This is a genomic window from Nocardia sp. NPDC002869 (assembly GCF_046764065.1).
Taxonomy (GTDB): Bacteria; Actinomycetota; Actinomycetes; order Mycobacteriales; family Mycobacteriaceae; genus Nocardia; species Nocardia rhamnosiphila.
The window spans coordinates 1-18,879 of record NZ_JBKOOL010000013.1 but is presented as its reverse complement, the minus strand read 5'-3'; the positions used below and the strand labels follow the sequence as shown (position 1 = coordinate 18,879).

The 18,879-nt window shown below is 68.7% G+C and carries 22 protein-coding genes and 1 pseudogene; 14 read left to right on the top strand and 9 right to left on the bottom strand.

Annotation, left to right across the window (positions count from 1 at the left end; translation table 11 throughout):
- The first annotated feature begins 4 nt into the window (after positions 1 to 4).
- The gene (locus ACLML9_RS03920) at positions 5 to 493 is read left to right on the top strand and encodes an FBP domain-containing protein (protein ID WP_411944171.1); all 489 of its coding nucleotides are present in this window, start codon (positions 5 to 7) and stop codon (positions 491 to 493) included.
- Here ACLML9_RS03920 and ACLML9_RS03915 read toward each other — a convergent pair whose 3' ends face one another.
- Complete coding sequence (locus ACLML9_RS03915; protein WP_411944170.1) at positions 494 to 886, bottom strand: hypothetical protein; 393 nt, start codon at positions 884 to 886, stop codon at positions 494 to 496.
- A 49-nt stretch (positions 887 to 935) separates the two neighbouring features.
- A complete protein-coding gene (locus ACLML9_RS03910) occupies positions 936 to 1,193 on the bottom strand; it encodes an ankyrin repeat domain-containing protein (protein ID WP_411944169.1) in 258 nt (85 codons plus the stop codon).
- 100 nt (positions 1,194 to 1,293) lie between these two features.
- Between ACLML9_RS03910 and ACLML9_RS03905 the strand changes: the two genes are divergently transcribed.
- The 3 genes from ACLML9_RS03905 to ACLML9_RS03895 are packed head-to-tail and all read left to right on the top strand — an operon-like array spanning position 1,294 to position 3,052.
- Positions 1,294 to 2,118: a nucleotidyltransferase domain-containing protein gene (locus ACLML9_RS03905; protein ID WP_411944168.1), complete on the top strand. Its 825-nt coding sequence runs from the start codon at positions 1,294 to 1,296 to the stop codon at positions 2,116 to 2,118.
- Between the two features lie 48 nt (positions 2,119 to 2,166).
- Positions 2,167 to 2,505: an ArsR/SmtB family transcription factor gene (locus ACLML9_RS03900; protein ID WP_030520940.1), complete on the top strand. Its 339-nt coding sequence runs from the start codon at positions 2,167 to 2,169 to the stop codon at positions 2,503 to 2,505.
- A gap of 1 nt (position 2,506) precedes the next feature.
- Positions 2,507 to 3,052, top strand: a complete 546-nt coding sequence (locus ACLML9_RS03895) for an SRPBCC domain-containing protein (RefSeq protein WP_411944167.1) — start codon at positions 2,507 to 2,509, stop codon at positions 3,050 to 3,052.
- Between the two features lie 36 nt (positions 3,053 to 3,088).
- Here ACLML9_RS03895 and ACLML9_RS03890 read toward each other — a convergent pair whose 3' ends face one another.
- Positions 3,089 to 4,084 carry a zinc-binding dehydrogenase gene (locus ACLML9_RS03890; protein ID WP_411944166.1) on the bottom strand — a complete coding sequence of 332 codons (996 nt, stop codon included), beginning with the start codon at positions 4,082 to 4,084 and terminating at the stop codon, positions 3,089 to 3,091.
- Between the two features lie 172 nt (positions 4,085 to 4,256).
- Between ACLML9_RS03890 and ACLML9_RS03885 the strand changes: the two genes are divergently transcribed.
- The 4 genes from ACLML9_RS03885 (at position 4,257) to ACLML9_RS03870 (ending at position 8,323) form a co-directional block, all read left to right on the top strand.
- Entirely contained in the window at positions 4,257 to 5,303 is a 1,047-nt protein-coding gene (locus tag ACLML9_RS03885) for an NAD-dependent epimerase/dehydratase family protein (protein ID WP_411944165.1), read from the top strand.
- A 65-nt stretch (positions 5,304 to 5,368) separates the two neighbouring features.
- Positions 5,369 to 5,935 carry a dihydrofolate reductase family protein gene (locus ACLML9_RS03880; protein WP_411944210.1) on the top strand — a complete coding sequence of 189 codons (567 nt, stop codon included), beginning with the start codon at positions 5,369 to 5,371 and terminating at the stop codon, positions 5,933 to 5,935.
- A 231-nt stretch (positions 5,936 to 6,166) separates the two neighbouring features.
- Positions 6,167 to 6,610 (top strand): hypothetical protein, encoded by a 444-nt coding sequence (locus ACLML9_RS03875; RefSeq protein WP_411944164.1) that lies wholly within the window; start codon positions 6,167 to 6,169, stop codon positions 6,608 to 6,610.
- Between the two features lie 261 nt (positions 6,611 to 6,871).
- Positions 6,872 to 8,323, top strand: coding sequence for an amidase (locus ACLML9_RS03870; RefSeq protein WP_411944163.1), 1,452 nt, complete (start codon positions 6,872 to 6,874; stop codon positions 8,321 to 8,323).
- A 56-nt stretch (positions 8,324 to 8,379) separates the two neighbouring features.
- On the opposite strand, the gene ACLML9_RS03865 is transcribed toward ACLML9_RS03870, so the two are convergent.
- Positions 8,380 to 9,756, bottom strand: coding sequence for an NAD-dependent succinate-semialdehyde dehydrogenase (locus ACLML9_RS03865; protein WP_411944162.1), 1,377 nt, complete (start codon positions 9,754 to 9,756; stop codon positions 8,380 to 8,382).
- A 50-nt stretch (positions 9,757 to 9,806) separates the two neighbouring features.
- On the opposite strand from ACLML9_RS03865, the gene ACLML9_RS03860 reads away from it, so the two are divergent.
- Positions 9,807 to 9,947, top strand: a complete 141-nt coding sequence (locus ACLML9_RS03860; protein ID WP_411944161.1) for a hypothetical protein — start codon at positions 9,807 to 9,809, stop codon at positions 9,945 to 9,947.
- A 102-nt stretch (positions 9,948 to 10,049) separates the two neighbouring features.
- On the opposite strand, the gene ACLML9_RS03855 is transcribed toward ACLML9_RS03860, so the two are convergent.
- The 3 genes from ACLML9_RS03855 to ACLML9_RS03845 form a co-directional block, all read right to left on the bottom strand.
- Positions 10,050 to 10,220 carry a hypothetical protein gene (locus ACLML9_RS03855; RefSeq protein WP_411944160.1) on the bottom strand — a complete coding sequence of 57 codons (171 nt, stop codon included), beginning with the start codon at positions 10,218 to 10,220 and terminating at the stop codon, positions 10,050 to 10,052.
- Positions 10,221 to 10,504: 284 nt separating this feature from the next.
- On the bottom strand, positions 10,505 to 12,070 hold the full coding sequence (locus ACLML9_RS03850; protein WP_411944159.1) for an alpha/beta fold hydrolase: 1,566 nt from the start codon (positions 12,068 to 12,070) through the stop codon (positions 10,505 to 10,507).
- A 141-nt stretch (positions 12,071 to 12,211) separates the two neighbouring features.
- On the bottom strand, positions 12,212 to 12,829 hold the full coding sequence (locus ACLML9_RS03845) for a TetR/AcrR family transcriptional regulator (RefSeq protein ID WP_411944158.1): 618 nt from the start codon (positions 12,827 to 12,829) through the stop codon (positions 12,212 to 12,214).
- 95 nt (positions 12,830 to 12,924) lie between these two features.
- Here ACLML9_RS03845 and ACLML9_RS03840 point away from each other — a divergent pair, with 95 nt between their 5' ends.
- From ACLML9_RS03840 to ACLML9_RS03830, 3 genes and pseudogenes are all read left to right on the top strand, one after another.
- A complete protein-coding gene (locus ACLML9_RS03840) occupies positions 12,925 to 13,752 on the top strand; it encodes an SDR family oxidoreductase (RefSeq protein ID WP_411944157.1) in 828 nt (275 codons plus the stop codon).
- A gap of 71 nt (positions 13,753 to 13,823) precedes the next feature.
- A pseudogene (locus tag ACLML9_RS03835) lies at positions 13,824 to 14,668 on the top strand (dihydrodipicolinate reductase); the annotation flags it as partial.
- A 538-nt stretch (positions 14,669 to 15,206) separates the two neighbouring features.
- Entirely contained in the window at positions 15,207 to 16,079 is an 873-nt protein-coding gene (locus tag ACLML9_RS03830) for a TIGR03619 family F420-dependent LLM class oxidoreductase (protein ID WP_411944156.1), read from the top strand.
- A 273-nt stretch (positions 16,080 to 16,352) separates the two neighbouring features.
- On the opposite strand, the gene ACLML9_RS03825 is transcribed toward ACLML9_RS03830, so the two are convergent.
- Positions 16,353 to 17,201 carry an LLM class F420-dependent oxidoreductase gene (locus ACLML9_RS03825; protein ID WP_411944155.1) on the bottom strand — a complete coding sequence of 283 codons (849 nt, stop codon included), beginning with the start codon at positions 17,199 to 17,201 and terminating at the stop codon, positions 16,353 to 16,355.
- A gap of 148 nt (positions 17,202 to 17,349) precedes the next feature.
- Entirely contained in the window at positions 17,350 to 17,628 is a 279-nt protein-coding gene (locus tag ACLML9_RS03820; protein WP_411944154.1) for an MMPL family transporter, read from the bottom strand.
- On the opposite strand from ACLML9_RS03820, the gene ACLML9_RS03815 reads away from it, so the two are divergent.
- Both ACLML9_RS03815 and ACLML9_RS03810 read left to right on the top strand, forming a co-directional pair.
- Positions 17,627 to 17,896 carry a TetR/AcrR family transcriptional regulator gene (locus tag ACLML9_RS03815; protein ID WP_411944153.1) on the top strand — a complete coding sequence of 90 codons (270 nt, stop codon included), beginning with the start codon at positions 17,627 to 17,629 and terminating at the stop codon, positions 17,894 to 17,896. The two genes, ACLML9_RS03820 and ACLML9_RS03815, sit on opposite strands and share 2 nt — an antisense overlap.
- Positions 17,893 to 18,771, top strand: a complete 879-nt coding sequence (locus ACLML9_RS03810; RefSeq protein WP_411944152.1) for an ABC transporter substrate-binding protein — start codon at positions 17,893 to 17,895, stop codon at positions 18,769 to 18,771. Before ACLML9_RS03815 ends, ACLML9_RS03810 begins: the two co-directional genes overlap by 4 nt.
- Positions 18,772 to 18,879 lie beyond the last annotated feature (108 nt).

Here is an 18,879-nt window from a genome sequence, read left to right as displayed (position 1 = left end):
TGTCATGGAACCGCTGACCGAACGCGAGATCAGAGCGTCGTTCGTCAATTGCTCGAAGGGCGACGCCAAACGGCTGTCCATACCCACCGATCTGGCCGTCCGCCCCTGGGACGACCTGGACTTCCTCGGCTGGTCCGATCCCGGAGCCGCCGGGCGCGCCTATCTCGTGATCCCCGAGGAGCACGGCCCGGCCGGTATCGCACTGCGGTACGAAACGGGCGGACCACGGCGTTCGCAGATGTGCACGATCTGCTCCACCACGCACAGCAACGGCGGTGTGGTGCTGATGACGGCACGGAAGGCGGGCGAGGCCGGTCGGCGCGGCAACTCGACCGGGACCTATATGTGTGACGATCTGGCGTGTTCGCTGTACGCGCGCCGGAAGAAAACGCCCGCGATGGGCCGTGCCTATCGCGACGATTTCGATCCCGAGTTCCGGATCGAGCAGATCCGGGAGAACATCACCGCGTTCCTGACCCGCGTCCGCGGCTGATCACCGCGGTGGATACCGCTCGACGAGAAAGAGGTAGTGGCTATGCGCCGATACTCGAGACCCCGCCCGGGAAGTGTTCCAGGATCCCGCCCCATGAGAGCGGAATCCGGAGCCTTCCGCATCCTCCCCGGCCGAGGCGGCCCGGCCGTGCCGGTCCGCGCCGGTCGGGGAGGATGCGCCCGGGGACATCTTGCCCGGGTCGATGGTTTCGTGCCTTTCGCCGAGGCCACCGAGCAGTCGGGCGATCGCCGCGTGCCCGTCCTGCATCGAGGTCTCTCCGCCCTGTCCCTGCTCCCCGTAACGCAGCGTGATCACGTCGGCGCCGTCACCGGCGGGGCGGCGGTGCACGCTGTACTCCCGATCGGGTCCGGCGGCCCACTGCTCCGCGAGCAAGGCGACCGGGTCGGCGGACGCGAGGCCGGTCGCGATGGCCAGGGGAGTGCTACCTCGCGCGTCTGCGCGGGTCCGCGCCGCGGGCCGGCAGTGACCGTACAATGCCGTAGCGTCCGCCCTGGGCGGCGATCGTCAGCGGAGTGCCCGGGATCTCGGGGTCGGCTCCCGCTGCCAGCAAGAGCTCCACTGTTTCGCGGTGCCCGTTGCGGACCGCCCACAGCAGCGGTGGCGTTCCCGGCCCGGTCTGTTGCGGATGTGGTGGCTCGGGCGTATTCGGATCGGCTCCGGCGGCCAGCAGCGCTCGCACGCGCTCCGTACCCGCCCACGTGGTGACGGTTTAGCCTGGGCGGTATGACCGATCGACGCCGAGGAGTGTTCCGCGTAACCGGACGCCTCCCTCGCGACCTGTGACCGGCCCCGGCGCGGCGGTGACTTCCCGGCCGACACCGGTCGAGGTCGGGCCGTATCTTGCCGAACTGGTCCGGCGGACGCACGCCGTCTACGGCGATCGGCTTCTCAGCGTGTTCGCGGTGGGGTCCCTGGCCCTCGGGGATTACCGGCACGGTCGCAGCGATATCGATATCACGGTGGTCGCGGCCCCCGGCGGGCCCGAGCGGTTGGTCCGCGACCTCGCCGAAGAACTGGCCCACCCCGCGTTCGAATGCCCCGCCCCGGGACTGGAGCTGGTCGTCTACGACGCGGATTTCGCCGCGTCGGGGTCGCCGGAACCCGGCTACCTGCTGAACCTGAACACCGGCCCGCTGCTGCCCGCGGTCGCGAATTTCGATACCGCGGGGGCACCGGCGTTCTGGTACGTGATCGATCGTGCGGTCGCCCACCAGAGTGGGCTGCCGCTGTTCGGGCGGGCGGTGCACGAGGTGCTCGCCGCGCCGCGCCGGCTCGATCTGCTCGCCGCGGTGGCGGCGTCCGTCGACGAGCACGCGTCCGGTACCGGGCACCTCGCCGACAATCGGGTGCTCAACGGCTGCCGGGCCGTGCACTTCTGCCGCACCGGCCGCTGGGTGGCCAAACGGGAAGCCGGTCGGGTCATCGCGGCGGCCGGGGACGGGGTCGGTGCGCTCGTGGGCGAGGCGCTGCGCAGTTTCGAGCGGCCGCGGACACGGGCGGCGGAGCTGCCCGCGGCGCAGGTCGGTGAATTCTCGGCCTGGGTGGGCCGGACGGTGGCCGCGACGGTACGACGCGAGGCCGCCGAGAGGCCCGTGGAACCCTGAGTCCAATATGCCTTGACAGGAATATTCCTCTAGGGAAATATTGTCCGGGTGGTACGCGATGTCTTCGAAGTGCTGGCCGACCCCACCCGGCGGCGGATTCTCGATCTGCTGCGCGACGGTGAGCGCACCGTCGGTGAGTTGGTGGGTGCGCTCGGCGCGGCCCAGCCCAATGTGTCGAAACATCTGCGGATGCTCGACGCGGCGGCACTGGTGCGCGTCCGGGTGGACGGTCCGCGCCGGCACTACGGTCTCGCGCCCGCCCGGCTGCGGGAGATCGATCTGTGGCTGGCGCCGTTCCGGGAGATCTGGGCCGATCGTCTCGACGAGTTCGAGCGATATCTGGACACGGTGCCCGACGACGAAGGACCCCACGAACCCGAGGAGTGATATGACCGACGTGACCCGGCGTCTCGGTGAAGTCCTGCGCGACGGCGATCGCGTGGGCACCCGCTACGAACGCGTCCTGGCGCATCCACCGGAGAAGGTCTGGCGGGCGCTCACCGAATCCGAACACCTGCGGCACTGGTTCCCCGCGGACATCATCGGTGAGCGCTGCCCGGGTGCGGAGGTGCGATTCCGCTTCTGGCCGGAGGCGGTCGAGCGGGCGAGCGAAGAACTGACCGAAGCGGGAATCGCCCAGGAGGACCCGGTACTGCCGGGTCGGATCCTGACCTGGGAACCGCCACGTCTCTTCGAATTCCTCTGGGACGACGAGCATCTGCTGTTCGAGATCGTGCCGGATGGTGCCGGAACCCGGCTGCTGTGCACGGTCTGGTTCGGTACCCCGGGGCCGCACGGGATACCGGGGACCGCCGCCGGATACCACGTCTGCCTGGACGCGCTGGTGGATTCGCTCGATACCGGCTCGGGTGGTGAGCCGGATCGGGCGCTGATCCTCGCGCTCGAGCGCCGATACGCCGAGATCATCGGCTGAATCGGCGGCGGCCGCGCAGTATTCGGCGGCGGGACGTCAGATCCGCAGCATGGTGCGGCCGAGCGCGGAGCGGTTCTCGATGGCGGCGTGGGCCGCGGCGGCGTCGGCGAGCGGGAAGGTCTGTCCGATGACGACCTCGAGCTGCTCGGTGGCGAGCAGTTCGAGGATCCGGGTGGCGTAGCGGGCCCGGCTGTCGTTGCCGGTGTTCAGGTCGTACAGGCTGAGTACCTCCACCCCTCGCTCGCGGGCGCTGTCGGCTCCCGCGGCGGCGAATTCACCGGCCGCGGCTCCGTACCCGATGAAGAGACCGCCGTCGGCCACGATCCGCAGCGCGGCATCGCCCGGGTCGCCGCCCGCGCCGTCGAACACCACATCGGGTCCCTGGCCGCCGGTCGCGGCCAGGATTCGGTCCGTCCAGCCGGTCTCGGAGTAATCGATCGCGGTCTCGGCCCCCAGGCGCCGGGTGAGCGCGAGTTTCGTTTCCCCGCGGGCGGCGGCGATCACCCGAGCTCCCGCCCGGTGGACCAGCTGGGTGAGCAGGGTGCCGAGACCACCGGCCGCGGCCGTGATCAGCACCCGCTGCCCGGGCCGGACACCGGCGCGTTCGAAGGCCGCGAGCGCGGTATGGCCGTCGTGGACCACCGCCGTCGCCCGGTCGATGCCCACACCGTCCGGTATCCGGTTCAGTTGCCCGGCGCCGGCGAGCGTGTATTCGGCGTAGCCGCCGATGGGCAGACCGCCACCGACACCGCTGGCCACGGTCCGTGCGGTCACCCGGGTACCGAGCAGTGCGGGGTCGACGCCCGATCCCACGGCCGTGACGACCCCGCCGACAGCGCCGCCGGGTACGTAAGGCGGTTGTACGGCGAAGTAGTCGGTGCCCCATCCCGACCGCAGCCGGGTATCGAGGAACATCACATCCGCCGCGGCGACGCGTATCAGGACCTGGCCGGTGTCCGGTTCGGGGACCGGAAGCTCCCGCAGCTCGAGGACACCGGGTCCGCCGAATTCTTTTGCCTGTACTGCCTGCACGATGTCACTCCTCGGGTTCGACAACCGGTGAACTCGATCAGTCTGAAACCTTCACATAGGTTCAGGTCAAGGCGGAGCGGCGGAGCCGGGTGCGCGCGGCCGGGAACGACGAAACCGGGACACCCACGTCCGGCTGCCCGGTCCGGCGCCCTCGGAGAGGCAGGATCGGGGTATGCGAGTACTGCTGACCGGCGCGGCCGGATTCATCGGTTCCCATATCCACGCGGCGTTGCGGGCCCGCGGCCACGACGTGGTGGCGGTCGACCTGATGCTGCCCGCGGCGCACGGACCCGGGGCGCGGCCGCCGGAGGGGGTGCGGCGGGTGGATGTCCGCGATCCCGCCGGACTCGACGTGCTGCTATCCGGCGTCGACGTGGTGTGTCATCAGGCCGCCGTGGTGGGCGCCGGTGTCGATGCCCAGGACGCGCCCGCCTATGCCGGACACAACGATTACGGCACCGCGGTACTGCTGGCCGCGATGGACCGCGCCGGATGCGGCCGGCTCGTCCTGGCTTCCTCGATGGTGGTGTACGGCGAGGGGCTCTACCGAGGGCCGGACGGGATCGTCGAAGTGGCCGTGCGCCGGCCCGAAGACCTCGCGGCCGGCCGGTTCGAACACCGGCGGCACGGCGTAGCACTCACCTGGGCTCCGGTTCCCGAGGACACGCCGGCGCGGCCCCGGAGTCTGTACGCGGCGAGCAAGGTGGCGCAAGAGCACTACGCGACCGCCTGGGCCGCGGCCACCGGCGGGACGGTCACCGCACTGCGCTACCACAATGCCTACGGACCCGGAATGCCCAGGGACACGCCGTATTCCGGGGTCGCGGCGATATTCCGGTCGGCCCTGGCGGCGGGAAGGGCGCCGCAGGTATTCGAAGACGGCCGGCAGATGCGGGATTTCGTGCACGTCACCGATATCGCCACGGCGAATGTGGCCGCCGTCGAGGCCGCGCTGCCCGGGGTTCAACCGTTGAACATCTGTTCGGGCCATCCGATCACCATCGGTGACGTCGCGCGGATCCTGGCCGCCGCCCACGGCGGGCCGGAACCCGTCGTCACCGGTGCGGTGCGGTCGGGAGATGTGCGCCATATCGTCGCCGACCCCGCGCGCGCCCGGCAGCTGCTCGGCTTCACCGCGCGTATCGACCCGGCCGCCGGGCTGGCGGAATTCGCCTCCGCTCCACTCCGGCCGACCGCGGCGGGCGCCGCGATCGGCTGACAAGGATCCGACAGTATTCGTGTGGCGTCGCGATGAGTTCTGCCCGCCGGTGCAGTCTGATCTCCATGGGCAAACTCATCTATGGGTTCACCGTCTCGGTGGACGGGTACATCGCCGACGCGCAAGGCAATCTCGACTGGTCCGCTCCGAGCGATGAACTCCTCTGGTACTGGAACGACTTCGAGCGGGAGACCGCCCTGTCGTTCTACGGGCGGCGGCTCTACGAACTGATGTCCGCGTACTGGCCGACCGCCGACAAGGCTCCGGACGCCACCCCGCGGACCGTCGACTTCGCCCGCATCTGGCGCGATATGCCCAAGGTCGTGTTCTCCCGCACCCTGGAGTCGGTCGACTGGAACTCCCGCCTGGAACGCGGTGACCCGGTCGAGGTGGTGACGAAGCTGAAAGCCGAAACCGCCGGCCGGCTGGAGGTGGCCGGCGCGACGCTGGCCGCACCGATCGTGCGGGCCGGACTGGTGGACGAGTACCGGATCGTGATCGCTCCCACCGCCGTGGGCGGCGGCACCCCGTTCTTCCCGACACTGCCGTCACGGATACCGCTGCGACTGTCGGAGAACCGCACTTTTCCGTGCGGCACGGTCCTGCTGCGCTACGAGGCGAAACACGACTGACACAGCCAGGCGCGCGACGGACGCACTACGCGCATCGGGAGTGGCCTCGCCGGCCCATTCGGCAGTGCCCCGTGTCGGCTGGGAGAATCGAAAGTACCGATGAGTTCGACCGGCCCGGCTCGTCTACTCATCGAGCGCACCACCCGGGCATCTATGTAATGCCGTGCCCGGGGCCGAGGGTGCATCCCGCTGCCGAAGAGAGAACCTCGAATGGCCACACTCATCCCCGCGATGCTCCGGTTCGAGCCGCTCATCGGCAGGTGGAAGACCTCCGGTGTCGTCCTCGACGAGCAAGGCCGGCAGACGGTGAATATCGAGGGCACAGACGAATACGAGTGGATGACCGGAGGCCGATGGGTGCTGCACCGCGTCGACGTAATGATGGGTGGCGAGCGAACCCCGGTTGGCGCGCTATGGGCAACTTGTTACGGTTTTGTCGTGCTGGGTAACAACTCTCGCCTCGAACTCAGGATCAACCGTCTCGAGCGAAAACTCGATCTGATCATGCAGCATCTGAAGATCGAGGATCCCGAAGCCCTCGACTTCACCGAAATCGATGATCTGCTGCGCATGAACAAGAAGATCGAGGCGGTCAAGCGTTTCCGCGAACTGGACCCCGCCGCCGGTTTGAAGGAAGCCGCCGACGCTGTGGAGGCCCGAGCGGAAACCCTCTGACCGGAGAACCTGCGCCGCTACTTCAAACCCTCGCCCGAAACGATGCGGGACGAGTATTGAGACATCTATCCCGTTGCCGGCGCGGCGTTCTTATGCCCTGTGCTGATGGAGTTGGTCCGCTTCCGGCGCTGTGACCTGGGAGGGGACGTCCTCGATGGCAGAACGAGCGGATGACTTCACCGGCATAGGTGGTCCGGTCGGCTTTCCATTGTGCGAAGCGGCATTTTATGCCCTTCCCGGCGGACCAATAGCGTCGAATTCATGGAATGGAATCTTCGGTCGGCAGAAGAAATGTTGGCGGCATTGCGGGCCGGTGCGGTGACCTCGGCGGAACTGACCGCCGAGGCGATCGCTCGTATCGAGCGGGACGATCTGGTGATCAACGCGATCTGTGTACCGGATTTCGACCGGGCGCGGACCGCCGCGCGCGATGCCGACCGGGCGCGCGCCCGCGGCGAGGATAGGCCGCTGCTCGGTATTCCGGTGACGGTCAAGGAGTCGTACAACATGGCCGGGCTGCCCACCACCTGGGGCATGCCGCAGCACGCGAACTATGTGCCGGACGAGGACGCGGTACAGGTGTCACGGCTGAAGGCCGCCGGCGCGGTAGTGCTCGGTAAGACCAATGTGCCGCTGATTCTGCGAGATATCCAGACCTTCAACGAGATCTACGGCACCACCAGCAATCCGTGGGATCACGGCCGCACGCCGGGTGGGTCGTCCGGAGGTTCGGCGGCGGCCCTGGCGTCCGGATTCGGCGCGCTGTCCATCGGCTCCGACCTCGCCGGTTCGCTGCGCACCCCGGCGCATTTCTGCGGCATCTACGCACACAAGCCGACACTCGGGCTGGCGCCGACCCGCGGCATGGTCGCGCCGCCCGCACCGGCCCTGCCGATCGACCTCGACCTCGCCGTCGTCGGCCCGATGGCGCGCACCGCCCGCGACCTCACGCTGCTGCTCGATGTGATGGCCGGACCGGACCCGCTGACCCACGGCGTCGCTTACGACGTCGCACTGCCGCCCGCGCGCCACGAGCGGCTCGCCGACTTCCGTGTCCTGATCGTCGAGGACCATCCGCTCATTCCGACCGGATCGGCGGTGCGGGCGGGCGTGAACCGGGTCGCCGAGGCGCTCGTCGACGAAGGCGCCCGTGTCGAACGCCGCAGTCCGCTGCTGCCCGACCCGACCGAGGCGGCGACGCTCTACATGTCGCTGATGCTGTCGAACGCCGCCGCAAGTCTTCCCGTCGACGTGTACGAACAGCTGCGGACCCACGCCGCCGCCCTCGGCGCGGATCACCGGAGTCTCGATGCGGCGCGGCTGCGCGGCATGGTGCTCGGCCACCGCGAGTGGGTCGAGGCGAACAACCGTCGCGAACTCCACCGCCACGGCTGGCGGCAGCTCTTCACCGAGTTCGATGCCGTGGTGTGCCCCATCACGCCGACTCCTGCCTTCCCCCACGACCACAACGGAGGTCTGGAGGACCGGCGCATCGACATCGACGGCGTCGAGTACCCGTATTTCGACCAGCTCGTCTGGGCCGGTGTGGCCACCATGCCCGGCCTGCCCGCCACCGCCATACCCGTGGGCCGGTCCCCCGAGGGGCTGCCGGTGGGAGTGCAGCTCATCGGTCCGATGCTCGAGGACCGCACCCCGCTGCGGCTGGCCGAACTGCTCGAGCAGAAGATCGGCGGCTTCCGGGCACCGGAGTAGGCCCGTCCTACCGGGGAGATCGGTTCTTCGTGGCCCCGGCGGCCTGCCCGGCACGGCTAATGAGCGGCGGTCCGCCGGAGTTTGGCATTGACGAACTCGCCCATTCCCCAGCGTCCCAGTTCACGACCGTATCCGGAACGATTCACCCCGCCGAACGGCAGACCGGGCAGTGTCGTCCCGTGTTCGTTGATGTAGGCCATCCCGACATCGAGCCGATCGGCGACCTCTGCGGCCCGTGCGGTATCGGTGCTCCACACCGACCCGCTCAGCCCGAATTCGACATCGTTGGCCAAGCGCACCGCTTCGTCGGCCGAGGACACGCGGTAGACCATCGCGGCCGGGCCGAAGATCTCCTCCGAGTACGCGTCCATCTCCGGGGTGATACCGGTGAGAACGGCGGGCGCGAGGAACGCCCCGTCGCCCTCCAACGGTTTACCGCCGGTGTGCAGGGTCGCCCCCTGCCGCACGGCGGTGCTGATCTGGTCGGCGACGGTATCGCGCGCGGTGACCGAGGACAACGGCCCCACCTCGGTCTCCGGGTCCGACGGATCGCCGACGACCGCGCGCTCGAACTCGGCCACCAGCCCTTGGACGAAGTCGTCGTAGAGGTCGTCCAGGACGATGAAGCGTTTCGGTGAATTGCACGCCTGACCGGCATTGGACAGGCGCGCCCGGGCGGCGACGCGCACGGTTTCCGCCATATCGTCGGTGTCGAGCAGGATGAACGGGTCGGAACCGCCGAGTTCGAGCACCGACTTCTTCAGATTCTTCGCCGCCTCGGTCGCGACCGCGGCGCCCGCCCGTTCGCTACCGGTCAGCGACACCCCGCGGATCGCCGGATGCGCCAGGAGTTCGGCGATCTGACCGGAACTCGCGTACACGTTGATATACGCGTTCTCGGGGACGGACGCCTCGTGCAGCACATCGGCCATGAGTTTCGATGAGGCCGCGCAGATCGAGGCGTGCTTCAGGATGATCGAATTACCCAGCAGCAGGTTCGGCGCGGCGAAGCGCGCCACCTGGTAGTAGGGATAGTTCCACGGCATCACGCCCACGAGCGGCCCGATCGGCAAGGTCTGGACCACCGATTCCGCGGCGCCCTGGGGGTCGAGCCGCTCGGTGGTCAGCAGATCGGGGCCGTGCTCGGCGTACCAGCGGTAGATATCGGCGGCGAGTTGTACTTCCTCGGCCGCCTCCTGCGCCGGTTTACCCATTTCCTTCGTAATGACCGCGGCCAGCTCGGTCGCGCGTTCCTCGTACAGATCCGCGGTGCGCGCCAGCGCCCGGGCACGTTCGGCCACCGGGGTGCGGCGCCATTCCTCGAATCCCTCGGCCGCACGTTCGGCGACAACGGAAATCTGGTCGCCGGGCAGTCCGGTGAATTCTTGTTCGGTAGTACCTGTGGTCGGGTTCGTCGTCACATAAGTACTCATGTCACGATGCTACGGATCTGCGCGTGAGCGACAGGTGGGTCGATTCCGTTATGTCGATTCGATTCGTGACCTGCGTTGTCGACGCCGTGCGCAAGGTCGGCGGCTACGGGTCGTGGCGCAGCCGTTCCCCGGATCTGCGCGAAGCCCTGCGCCGGGACCTCGCCGACGCGGGCGCCCGACCGGGTGCGTGAGCAGATCGCCGAACACATCGGCACCGACCTGTCCGAGCTGATCCCGGGCTCCGCCGAAACCGCCCGGCTCGAGGAGCTACTGCTCGCCGAGGGCTGGCGGAGTCAGTACCTCGAGGCCGGGCTGGGTCCCGACGCCGAGATCTTCACCGAATCCGCGCCGATGGCCGGTGTCGGGACCGCCACCGATATCGGGGTCCATCCGCGTTCCACCTGGAACAACCCGGAACCCGAAGTGGTGCTGCTGATCTCATCCACCAGCTCATGGGCCGTCACCACCAGTATCCCGACGGTGTGGTCCTCTTTCTCGGCACCATGTTCGCCCCGGTCCGGGACCGGGCCGAGCGGGACTCGGATTCACCCATCACCTGGACGATCTGGTCGCCATCAGCACCCCGGCCCTGGGCAGTCTGATCAACCGGGTCCGCACCAGCGACGACTGCGAACCGTGGCAGTTCGGCACCGCCGACCTGTTCCGCAGCCTGGCTGCCCGGGGACTGCTGTAGTACGGCGGGATGTCGCCGCCGGGTGTGGTATCGGCGGCGCCGGCGCCGACGGACCTAGTCGAACGGTGACCCGTCGGCCGCGCAGTGGGTGTCCTCGGGCGGGAGGTCGCCGGTGAACAGATACTCCCGTTTGACCAGTTCGGTACAGGTACTGGGCACATACATACTGCTGTGGCCCACCCCCTCGGTGACCACGACCTCGGCGCGGGCCAGTTCTCCGGCGCCGTCGTAGGCGCCGGCCAGCGGCGTGGCCGGGTCGAACCTGTTGTTGAGCACCAGGATCGGCGCGGCGGTGTGCCGGTTCCACGGCCCGGTGTACCGGTCGGCGGCGTGACCGTGCCAGAACGCGCAGGTGATACTGCTGAACACCGCGACCCGGCCGAAGTACGGTACCCGCTGGTCCTCCGATATCGCGGCGCGACTGTAGATGCCGGTATCGGTCGGTACGGTGCTGTCGGTGCACTGGATCGCGTGGTAGGCCTCGGTGCGGTTGCCCATGGACGCGGCACTGGCCGGCAGCAGGCCCGGGAGGGCGGTGCCCGCGTCGAACAATCGCTGCAGCAGTGTGGCGAGGTCGGGGAACGTGGACGGCTGCGACAGGCCGGCGGCCGCGTTGACGATTGTCGAATACGTCCACGCGTGGCCGTCCAGCTCGATGGGAGCGAGCCGGGCCCGCTCGATGAGTGCGATCCACTTCAGTTTCGGATCGCCCGCCGAGAACGCGCAGCGCGGACCCGCCTCCGAACACTGGCGCAGGAAAGCGTCGAAGGTGGCGGAGATGGCGTCGGCCACCTTCTGCCGGGTGTCCAGCGGGACCTCGGCGCCCTGCCCGTCGTGGCCGTTGACATTGCCCTCGAAGTCCATCGATCCGTCGAACACCATGGCCCGGACCCGGCCGGGGAACATATTCGCGTACACGGCGCCGACCTGAGTGCCGTAGGAGATGCCGTGATAGGTGAGCAGCGGGTCGCCGACCGCGCGGCGCAACAGATCGAGGTCGCGTGCGGTGTCGGCGGTGGACGCGTGGTTCAGGATCGGCCCCGCCTGCTGCGCGCAGCGCTCGGCGAACCGGGCGGACCAGTCGTAGAACGGCGGCTCCTCGGCCGGGGTGGCCGGCATCGCCGGCATGGCGGCGAGGAAGGCCGTCTGTTCGTCCTCCGTCGGAAAACACCGCACCGGGGCGCTCCGCGACACCGCGCGGCTATCCCACGAGACCACGTCGAATCGGGCCCGTAGGTCCTCGGAGAAAAGCCACGGCCACCGGCCTCGTTCACGCAGCCGGTCGACCCCGGACGCGCCGGGACCGCCGAAGTGCACGAACAGGGTGCCGATGCGCCGGCCCGGATCGGTGGCGGGCAGTTTGATGACCGCCAAGTCGATCCGGTCGTCCCGCGGCCGGTTGTAGTCCAGCGGCACCTGGGCCGTCGCGCACTGGAACCCGTCCTGGCAGTCGGACCAGTGCAGCGACGGGGTGTCCGCCGATTCGGCGGCGCGGTCGAGGTAGGGGTCGATACCGTCCTCGGCCACGGCCGGCGCCGGCGCACCGAGGACCCCGGCGCCGACCGCGAGCGCCAGTACGGCGCGCCGGACCCGGTGCACTGTGTCGGCTCCGAAACGCAAATCCAATCCAGGGCCCTTCTCGGTATGGCGTCACGAACCGAACGATCCTGTCACACCGGCGAATTCCGCGCCGGACGGTGTGCTGTGGCGGCCGGGTGCGTCGGCTCGCGAGCCGTTGACCGGCAGGACGTCGCCGGCCCGCTAGCCCGCTGCGTCACCGTGATCGCCGGACCGGGCGGCCTCGTCGCGCCGTCCGGCGATCCCGTGGAGCAGCAGATCTTCCAGCGACGCGGCGAAACCGTCCAGATCGTCGATATCGCGGATACACATGGCGAACAGGGCCGCGCCCGCGATGGTGTCCAGCAGGGTGTCCGCATCCGCCGTGGGTCCGGCGGCGGTGCGGCCCGCTGCCAGATAGTCCGACAGTTCCTGCCGGGTGGGCGTATCCAGCCGGGCCGAGTGTTTTTCGTACAGGCTCGGATCCGCGCGCATATCGGACATGAGCCCGGGCATGGCCGCGCGGGCTTCGGCCGAGCCGAACAACTGGATCGTCCCGCGGATGACCTTGCGTACCTCGGTGACCAGATCGGGGGCGACCTCCGCCGTGCCGACATCCGGGAAGACGGCCTTGGCGATCAGGTGCGCCTTGGAGGGCCAGCGCCGGTAGATCGCCGGCCGGCTGACGCCCGCCCGGGTGGCGATCGCGTCGATGGAGGTCGCGGTGTAACCCCGCTCGACCAACAGATCGCGGGCGGCCTCGAGTACCGCCCGGTCCACGGCGGGGTCGCGGTGCGGGCCCAGACGATGGCGTGCGGTCACAGAATCGGTCCTTGTTCACGGGAGCGGGAGTCGTTACAGTCTGTCACAACAAAGTCGTTACACGGTGTAACCGCTGTGTACTGGGAGGAGCAGGCGTGTCCGCTGACCCCGCCACCGCCACCGCCGATCGGGCCTATCGGCCGGTGCCCCTGCTACCGGACAGAGTCGTCGTGATCTCCGGCGTCGGTCCGGGCCTCGGCACCGCGCTCGCCGTGGAGGCCGCCGCCATGGGCGCCCACCTCGTCCTGGTGAGCCGAACCGAGCGCAAGCTCGAGCGGCTGGCCGAGAAGATCCGGGCGGACGGTACTACGGTGCTGCCGGTCCCGGCCGATATCACCGACGAGGAACAGCGGGCCGGTCTGGCCGAGCGGGTCCAGGCCGAATTCGGCCGGGTCGACTGCCTGATCAACAATGCCTTCGCTATACCGCCCATGGACCCGATCACCGGGATCGATCTCGCCGCGCTGCGCGCCGCCAACGAGACGAACGTCTTCGCGCCGTTGCGTCTGTCGGCGCTGTTCGCGGACGGGCTCGCGGCGACCCGGGGCTCGATCATCATGCTCAACTCGTGCGTGTCCTACAGTTCGCAACCCGAGTACTCCGGGTACAAACTGTCGAAAGGCGCACTGGCACACCTCGCCTCGTCGCTCGCGACGGAACTGGGTCCGCGCGGTATCCGGGTAAACAGCGTCGCGCCCTCGTACGTGTACGAGGACATCAACAAGGCGTACTTCGACTGGCTGGCCACCCAGGCCGGAGTGACCCACGACGATATCTACCGCGAGAAGGCCGCGCCCACGGACCTGTTGCGTCTCGCCGGACCGGAAGAAGTCGCCCGCGCGGCACTCTTCCTCGCCAGCGATCTGGCCAGCGCGGTCACCGGGCAGATGCTGACCGTGGACTGCGGCGAATTCCATCGTTGACCGGGTGAGGAGCAACCGTGACCGAGGACAACAAGCGGATCGTGCTGTGGGGGACCGGCACCGTCGGATCGATGGTGCCGGCCGAGATCCTGCGCCACCCGCGATTCGAGCTGGCCGGGGTCGGCGTGAGCAACCCGGCGAAGGTCGGCCGCGACGCCGGTGACCTGTGCGGTGCCCCGGACACCGGGACGGTAGCGACGGATTCGATCGACGAATTGATCGCCCTGCGACCCGACGCGGTGGTGCACTACGGCCCCACCGCCCAGTTCGCCGACGAGAACATCCGGGTGATCGAAGCATTCCTGCGCGCCGGAATAGATGTGTGTTCCACCGCCATGACGCCCTGGGTCTGGCCGGCGCTGGACAAGACGCCCCGCGCCTGGCGGGACCCGATCACCGAGGCCTGCCTGGCGGGCGGGGCCTCCTGTTTCACCACGGGTATCGATCCGGGGTTCGCCAACGACCTGTTCCCGATGACCCTGATGGGCCTGTGCGGGGAGGGATACAGCTGGACAGCATCACCACGACGTGGGACAAGTGGGTCACCCCCGTGGACCGCCTGTCGGCGAAGGGCACCGTCCGGGCGGGCACGGTCGCGGCCATCCGGTTCACCGTCGACGGTATCCACCGTGGCCGCGAGGTGATCACCCTCGAACACGTCAACCGGACCGGTCACGATGCCGCGCCGGACTGGCCGTCGGGCACCCGCGACGACGTCTATCGCGTGGATATCGTCGGCAGTCCGTCGATTTCGCAGGAGACCTCGTTCCGTTTCACCGACGGTTCGGGCCGCACCCCGGCGATCGCGGGCTGCCTGGCCACCGGTATGCGCGCCCTCAACGCCGTCCCGGCCGTCAACGAACTGCCGCCCGGCTGGGTCACGCCCCTCGATCTACCGCTGATCGCGGGGGGCGGGCACGATTCGCTGAGCCGGACGGGTTCGCCGACCGGGCCCGGACACACGCGGCCGTCCGTGCCGCGCGGTCCGCACAGCGGCTGTACGAGATCACCGCCTCCCGCCGGACGGCTCAGGTGAGTAGTCCGGCGACGGCCTCCGGGGCCTCACGCATCGCATTGTGGCCGGTCGGGAGGTCGTGCACCTGCCAGTCCGGATCGGTTCGGAGCCGGGTGCGGAGGCCGGTGAAGGGCGTGCGGTCTTCCCATCCGGAGCAGTAGACGAATTAGCGGCGGCGCACCTGGTCGACGGCACCGGTGAGCCGGACCTTCTGCACGAACGAGGCCAGGGGATGGGGGCGGCGGCGCGGATCACCCCAGGCCGGCGGAAGCACGGCGTAGCCGGTGCCCGCCGCTGGAGAGTGTCCTCAAAGCCACAAGAGCAGGGTGGCCAGGTCGACCACACATCAAATCAAACCCGCACCTCGAACCCGCAAGCTTTGAGGACACTCTCTAGCACGTGTTCTACTTCACCCGACCGATCAGCAGAAAGGCCGATTATGCGGTTCACCTACGCCGAGACCATGACCGACCCGTCCTATTACATCCCCTTGGCGCAGGCCGCCGAGGCGGCCGGGTACACGTCGATGGTGCTGGCCGACAGCATCGCCTATCCGCGCGATTCCGATGCCACCTACCCCTACACCCCGGACGGCAGCCGGGATTTCCTGGAGGACAAGCCCTTCGTCGAAACCTTCGTGCTGGCCGCCGCCCTGGCCGCGGCCACCACCACCCTGCGGTTCACCCCGTTCGTCCTGAAGCTGCCGATCCGCCCGCCGGTCCTGGTGGCCAAGCAGGCGGCGTCGGTGGCGGCGCTGAGTGGCAACCGGCTCGGGCTGGGTGTCGGGATCAGCCCGTGGCCCGATGATTTCGAGATCTTCGATGTGCCGTTCGACAAGCGCGGTAAGCGCATGGACGAATGCCTCGAGATCGTCCGCGGGCTCACCGCCGGCGGCTATTTCGAATTCCACGGCGAGTTCTACGACCTGCCGCCGATCAAGATCGCGCCGGTGCCCACCGAACCGATTCCGTTGCTCATCGGCGGGCACAGCCGCCCCGCGCTGCGCCGTGCGGCCCGGCTCGGTGACGGCTGGATGCACGCCGGCGGTGATCCGGCGGAACTGGACCGGCTACTCGCCGAACTCGACGCGTTGCGCGCGGAATACGGAACGCGCGACGATTTCGAGGTGCACGTCATCTCGCTGGACGGTTTCACCGTGGACGGCGTGAAGCGTCTGGAGGACAAGGGCGTCACCGATGTGATCGTCGGCTTCCGCAACCCCTACACCCGTGAGCAGGACACCGAGAGCCTGGACACCAAGATCGCGAACCTGTCCCGGTTCGCCGAGCAAGTTATCGCCCGCACCACCTGAACGGGTCGGCGTCCAGGCCGCGTGGGGCGATCCGATCGTCCGCCGTGGCCCGGCAGGTGCCGTGCCGAATCGTCGCTCGCTCGGTCGCTCGGTCGCTCGGTCGCTCGGTCGCTCGCCGCTCGACCGCTCGGCGGGGTCGGCCGTCGCCGGACACCTGTTCGTGCTCTCCGGCCGAACCTCAGGGGCACACCGCCCCCTTCGATCCCGCCGCGGGCTCGCCCCCACGGCGCACAACTGTTCAGCAGATACGGGGGCGAGCCGTCCGGGCCCGGTTCACGACGCGAGCCCGGAATCCCGGATGGCCTCGGCCAGCGGCTCCAGCACCGCCGGATCGTGCGGCGGCGGCAGGTAGACGATCGCGAGATCCAGCCCTTCGGCACCCAGCGCGGCCGCCCACTCGATCAGCTCTCCGTAGCCGAGACCGGGGTCGAGCCGTCGCTGCGCCGAGAGCAGGGTCTCCTTCGGATCGCGGCCGATATCGGCGCAGTGCGCCGCCAGGACATCGCGTTTGCGCGCGAATTCCTCGGGGGTGCCGTTGACGAAATTCCAGTGCTGGGCGTAGCGGGCGGTGATCCGGAGCGTGCGCTTCTCACCGTTGCCGCCGATGCAGATCGGCGGATGCGGCCGCTGCGGCCCCTTGGGTTCGTTGCGGGCGCCGGTCAGTTGGTAGAACTTGCCGTCGAAATCGGTGGTCTCCCGGCTCAGCAGCCCGACGAGTACCTGGCAGGCCTCCTCGAACCGGTCCATGCGCTCGGTGATCGTGCCGAGCGGGATGCCGTAGGCGCCGGACTCCTCCTCGTTCCAGCCGGCGCCGATCCCGAGTTCCAGGCGACCGCCGGAGATGATGTCGAGCGAGGCGGCCATATTGGCCAGCACCGCCGGATGCCGGTAGTGCACCCCGGTCACCATGGTGCCGAGCCGCAGGCGTTCGGTGGCCTGGGCCAGTGCGGTCAGCGTGGTCCAGCCCTCCAGGCACGGCCCGGTGGGGTCGGAGAAGATCGGATAGAAGTGGTCGAAGGTCCATCCGGATTCGTAGATCTCGATATCGTCGGCGGCCCGCCAGACGGCCAGCATATCGGCCCAGGTGGTGTCCTGCGGTGAGGTCTTGAACGCGAATCGCATGCTCACAGGCTAGAAGTTGGAGTGCACTCCAGGTCAAGCCGAATCGCGGTACTCCACCCGGACCGCGGTCGCCCCGTCGAAGGCGACCGCGGCAGCAAAACACTGTGGCGAGCAGGCCGATCCGACCGGTCGGGCAATGGAGGCCGGATCAGTGGACGGCCGGGACCCGTTCCTCGGCGGGCTCACCGGAGGCGCCGTCGAGCCGTTCGGTGAGCTTCTCGCCCTCGATATCGAAGGCGGGTACGAGCGGCGCCGGCCACTTCGGCATCCACCAGATCCGCTCGCCCACGATCAACATGCACGCGGGCACGATGAGCATGCGCACCAGGAAGGCATCGGCCAGCACGCCGACCGCGAGCGCGAAACCGATGGTCTCGAGGATGACATCGTCGGTGAGCGCGAACCCGGCGAAGACGCCGACCACCATGCAGACTTCCGAGCGGGACGCGACGAACACCTACGACGCCGAGAGCTGGGCCGGGCGGCGGGCCGATGCCCGGCAGAACCACGAACGCGTGCTGACCGCGGCGATCGAAATGTTCACCGAGTACGGCATCGGGGCCACCATCACGCAGGTGGCCGCACGCGCCGGCGTGGGCAAGGCGACCGTCTACCGCAGTTACCCGACCAAGTCTGATCTGGTGCGCGCGCTGGCGCGGATGCACCTCGACTGGTTCCGGTCGCGGCGAGTGTGACCGCATGGGTCCAGGGCCGGGTAATCGACGGGTGGCGCGGGGGCACCGACGAACTGACCGTCGCCTCGGCGGCGTTTCCCGAATCGGAAACGATCGCCGAGATCTACGCCCAGATGCTGCGGATCAACGGATTCGACGTCGAAACGAAGCTGGGTCTCGGTGGCCGTGACGCGGTCCTGCCGGCGTTGGCGCAGTGCTCGGTCCGTGTGGCGCCGGACTTCACCGGCAACTTGCTGCAACATCTGGATCCGACGGTGACCGCGGGATCACAGGAACAGATCGACGCCGCCCTGCCCGCCGCGCTCGGCGACCGGCTGGTGGTCGCTACCCCTGCAGCAGCGCAGGACCGCGACGCCCTCGTCGTCACGCGAGCCACCGCACAGAAATGGAAGGTGAAGACCATCGCGGACCTGGTCGCGCATGCCGGAAAGATCAGGTTCGCCGCGCCGCCGGAGTTCGGGAACCGGCCGGGTGGGTTGCCGAAACTGTCCGCAACCTACGGGCTGAATCTCGCGCCCGAGGCGTTCGTCCCGGTCACCTACGACGGCACCGGCGAAGCCGCAGTCCAGATGCTCACCAGCGGGCAGGTCACGGTCACGACGCTGTCGTCGAGTTCGGCGCTGATCAAACAACACGACCTGGTCGTGCTCGACGACCCACGCAACACCTTCGCCGCCCAGCATGTGATCCCGGTGTTCAACACCCGCAAACACTCCGACGACGCGGCACGCGTGCTCGACGCGGCCTCCGAAAAGCTCACCACCGCCGACCTGCAAATCCTGAACCACTTGGTCACCGGGCCCGAGAACAAGACCCCGGCCGAAGCCGCCGAGTCCTGGATCTCGGCAAAGGGACTGACCGAAGCCATCGACTAGCTTAAAACTCAAGCTAGTGTTCCGCGCCTGGAATTCGTTGTAAATATGAGGCGAGTCGTTCGAGGATCTCATCAGAGGTCTTGGTCCACACGAACGGTGTGGGGTTCT

Excerpts from the sequence above, each read along its gene's own strand:
- ACLML9_RS03920 (WP_411944171.1), top strand. The coding sequence starts at position 5 with ATGGAACCGCTGACCGAACGCGAGATCAGAGCGTCGTTCGTCAATTGC.
- ACLML9_RS03895 (WP_411944167.1), top strand. The coding sequence starts at position 2,507 with ATGACCGACGTGACCCGGCGTCTCGGTGAAGTCCTGCGCGACGGCGAT.
- ACLML9_RS03885 (WP_411944165.1), top strand. The coding sequence starts at position 4,257 with ATGCGAGTACTGCTGACCGGCGCGGCCGGATTCATCGGTTCCCATATC.
- ACLML9_RS03880 (WP_411944210.1), top strand. The coding sequence starts at position 5,369 with ATGGGCAAACTCATCTATGGGTTCACCGTCTCGGTGGACGGGTACATC.
- ACLML9_RS03875 (WP_411944164.1), top strand. The coding sequence starts at position 6,167 with ATGCTCCGGTTCGAGCCGCTCATCGGCAGGTGGAAGACCTCCGGTGTC.
- ACLML9_RS03870 (WP_411944163.1), top strand. The coding sequence starts at position 6,872 with ATGGAATGGAATCTTCGGTCGGCAGAAGAAATGTTGGCGGCATTGCGG.
- ACLML9_RS03865 (WP_411944162.1), bottom strand. The coding sequence starts at position 9,756 with ATGAGTACTTATGTGACGACGAACCCGACCACAGGTACTACCGAACAA.
- ACLML9_RS03860 (WP_411944161.1), top strand. The coding sequence starts at position 9,807 with ATGTCGATTCGATTCGTGACCTGCGTTGTCGACGCCGTGCGCAAGGTC.
- ACLML9_RS03830 (WP_411944156.1), top strand. The coding sequence starts at position 15,207 with ATGCGGTTCACCTACGCCGAGACCATGACCGACCCGTCCTATTACATC.
- ACLML9_RS03825 (WP_411944155.1), bottom strand. The coding sequence starts at position 17,201 with ATGCGATTCGCGTTCAAGACCTCACCGCAGGACACCACCTGGGCCGAT.
- ACLML9_RS03815 (WP_411944153.1), top strand. The coding sequence starts at position 17,627 with ATGCAGACTTCCGAGCGGGACGCGACGAACACCTACGACGCCGAGAGC.
- ACLML9_RS03820 (WP_411944154.1), bottom strand. The coding sequence starts at position 17,628 with ATGGTGGTCGGCGTCTTCGCCGGGTTCGCGCTCACCGACGATGTCATC.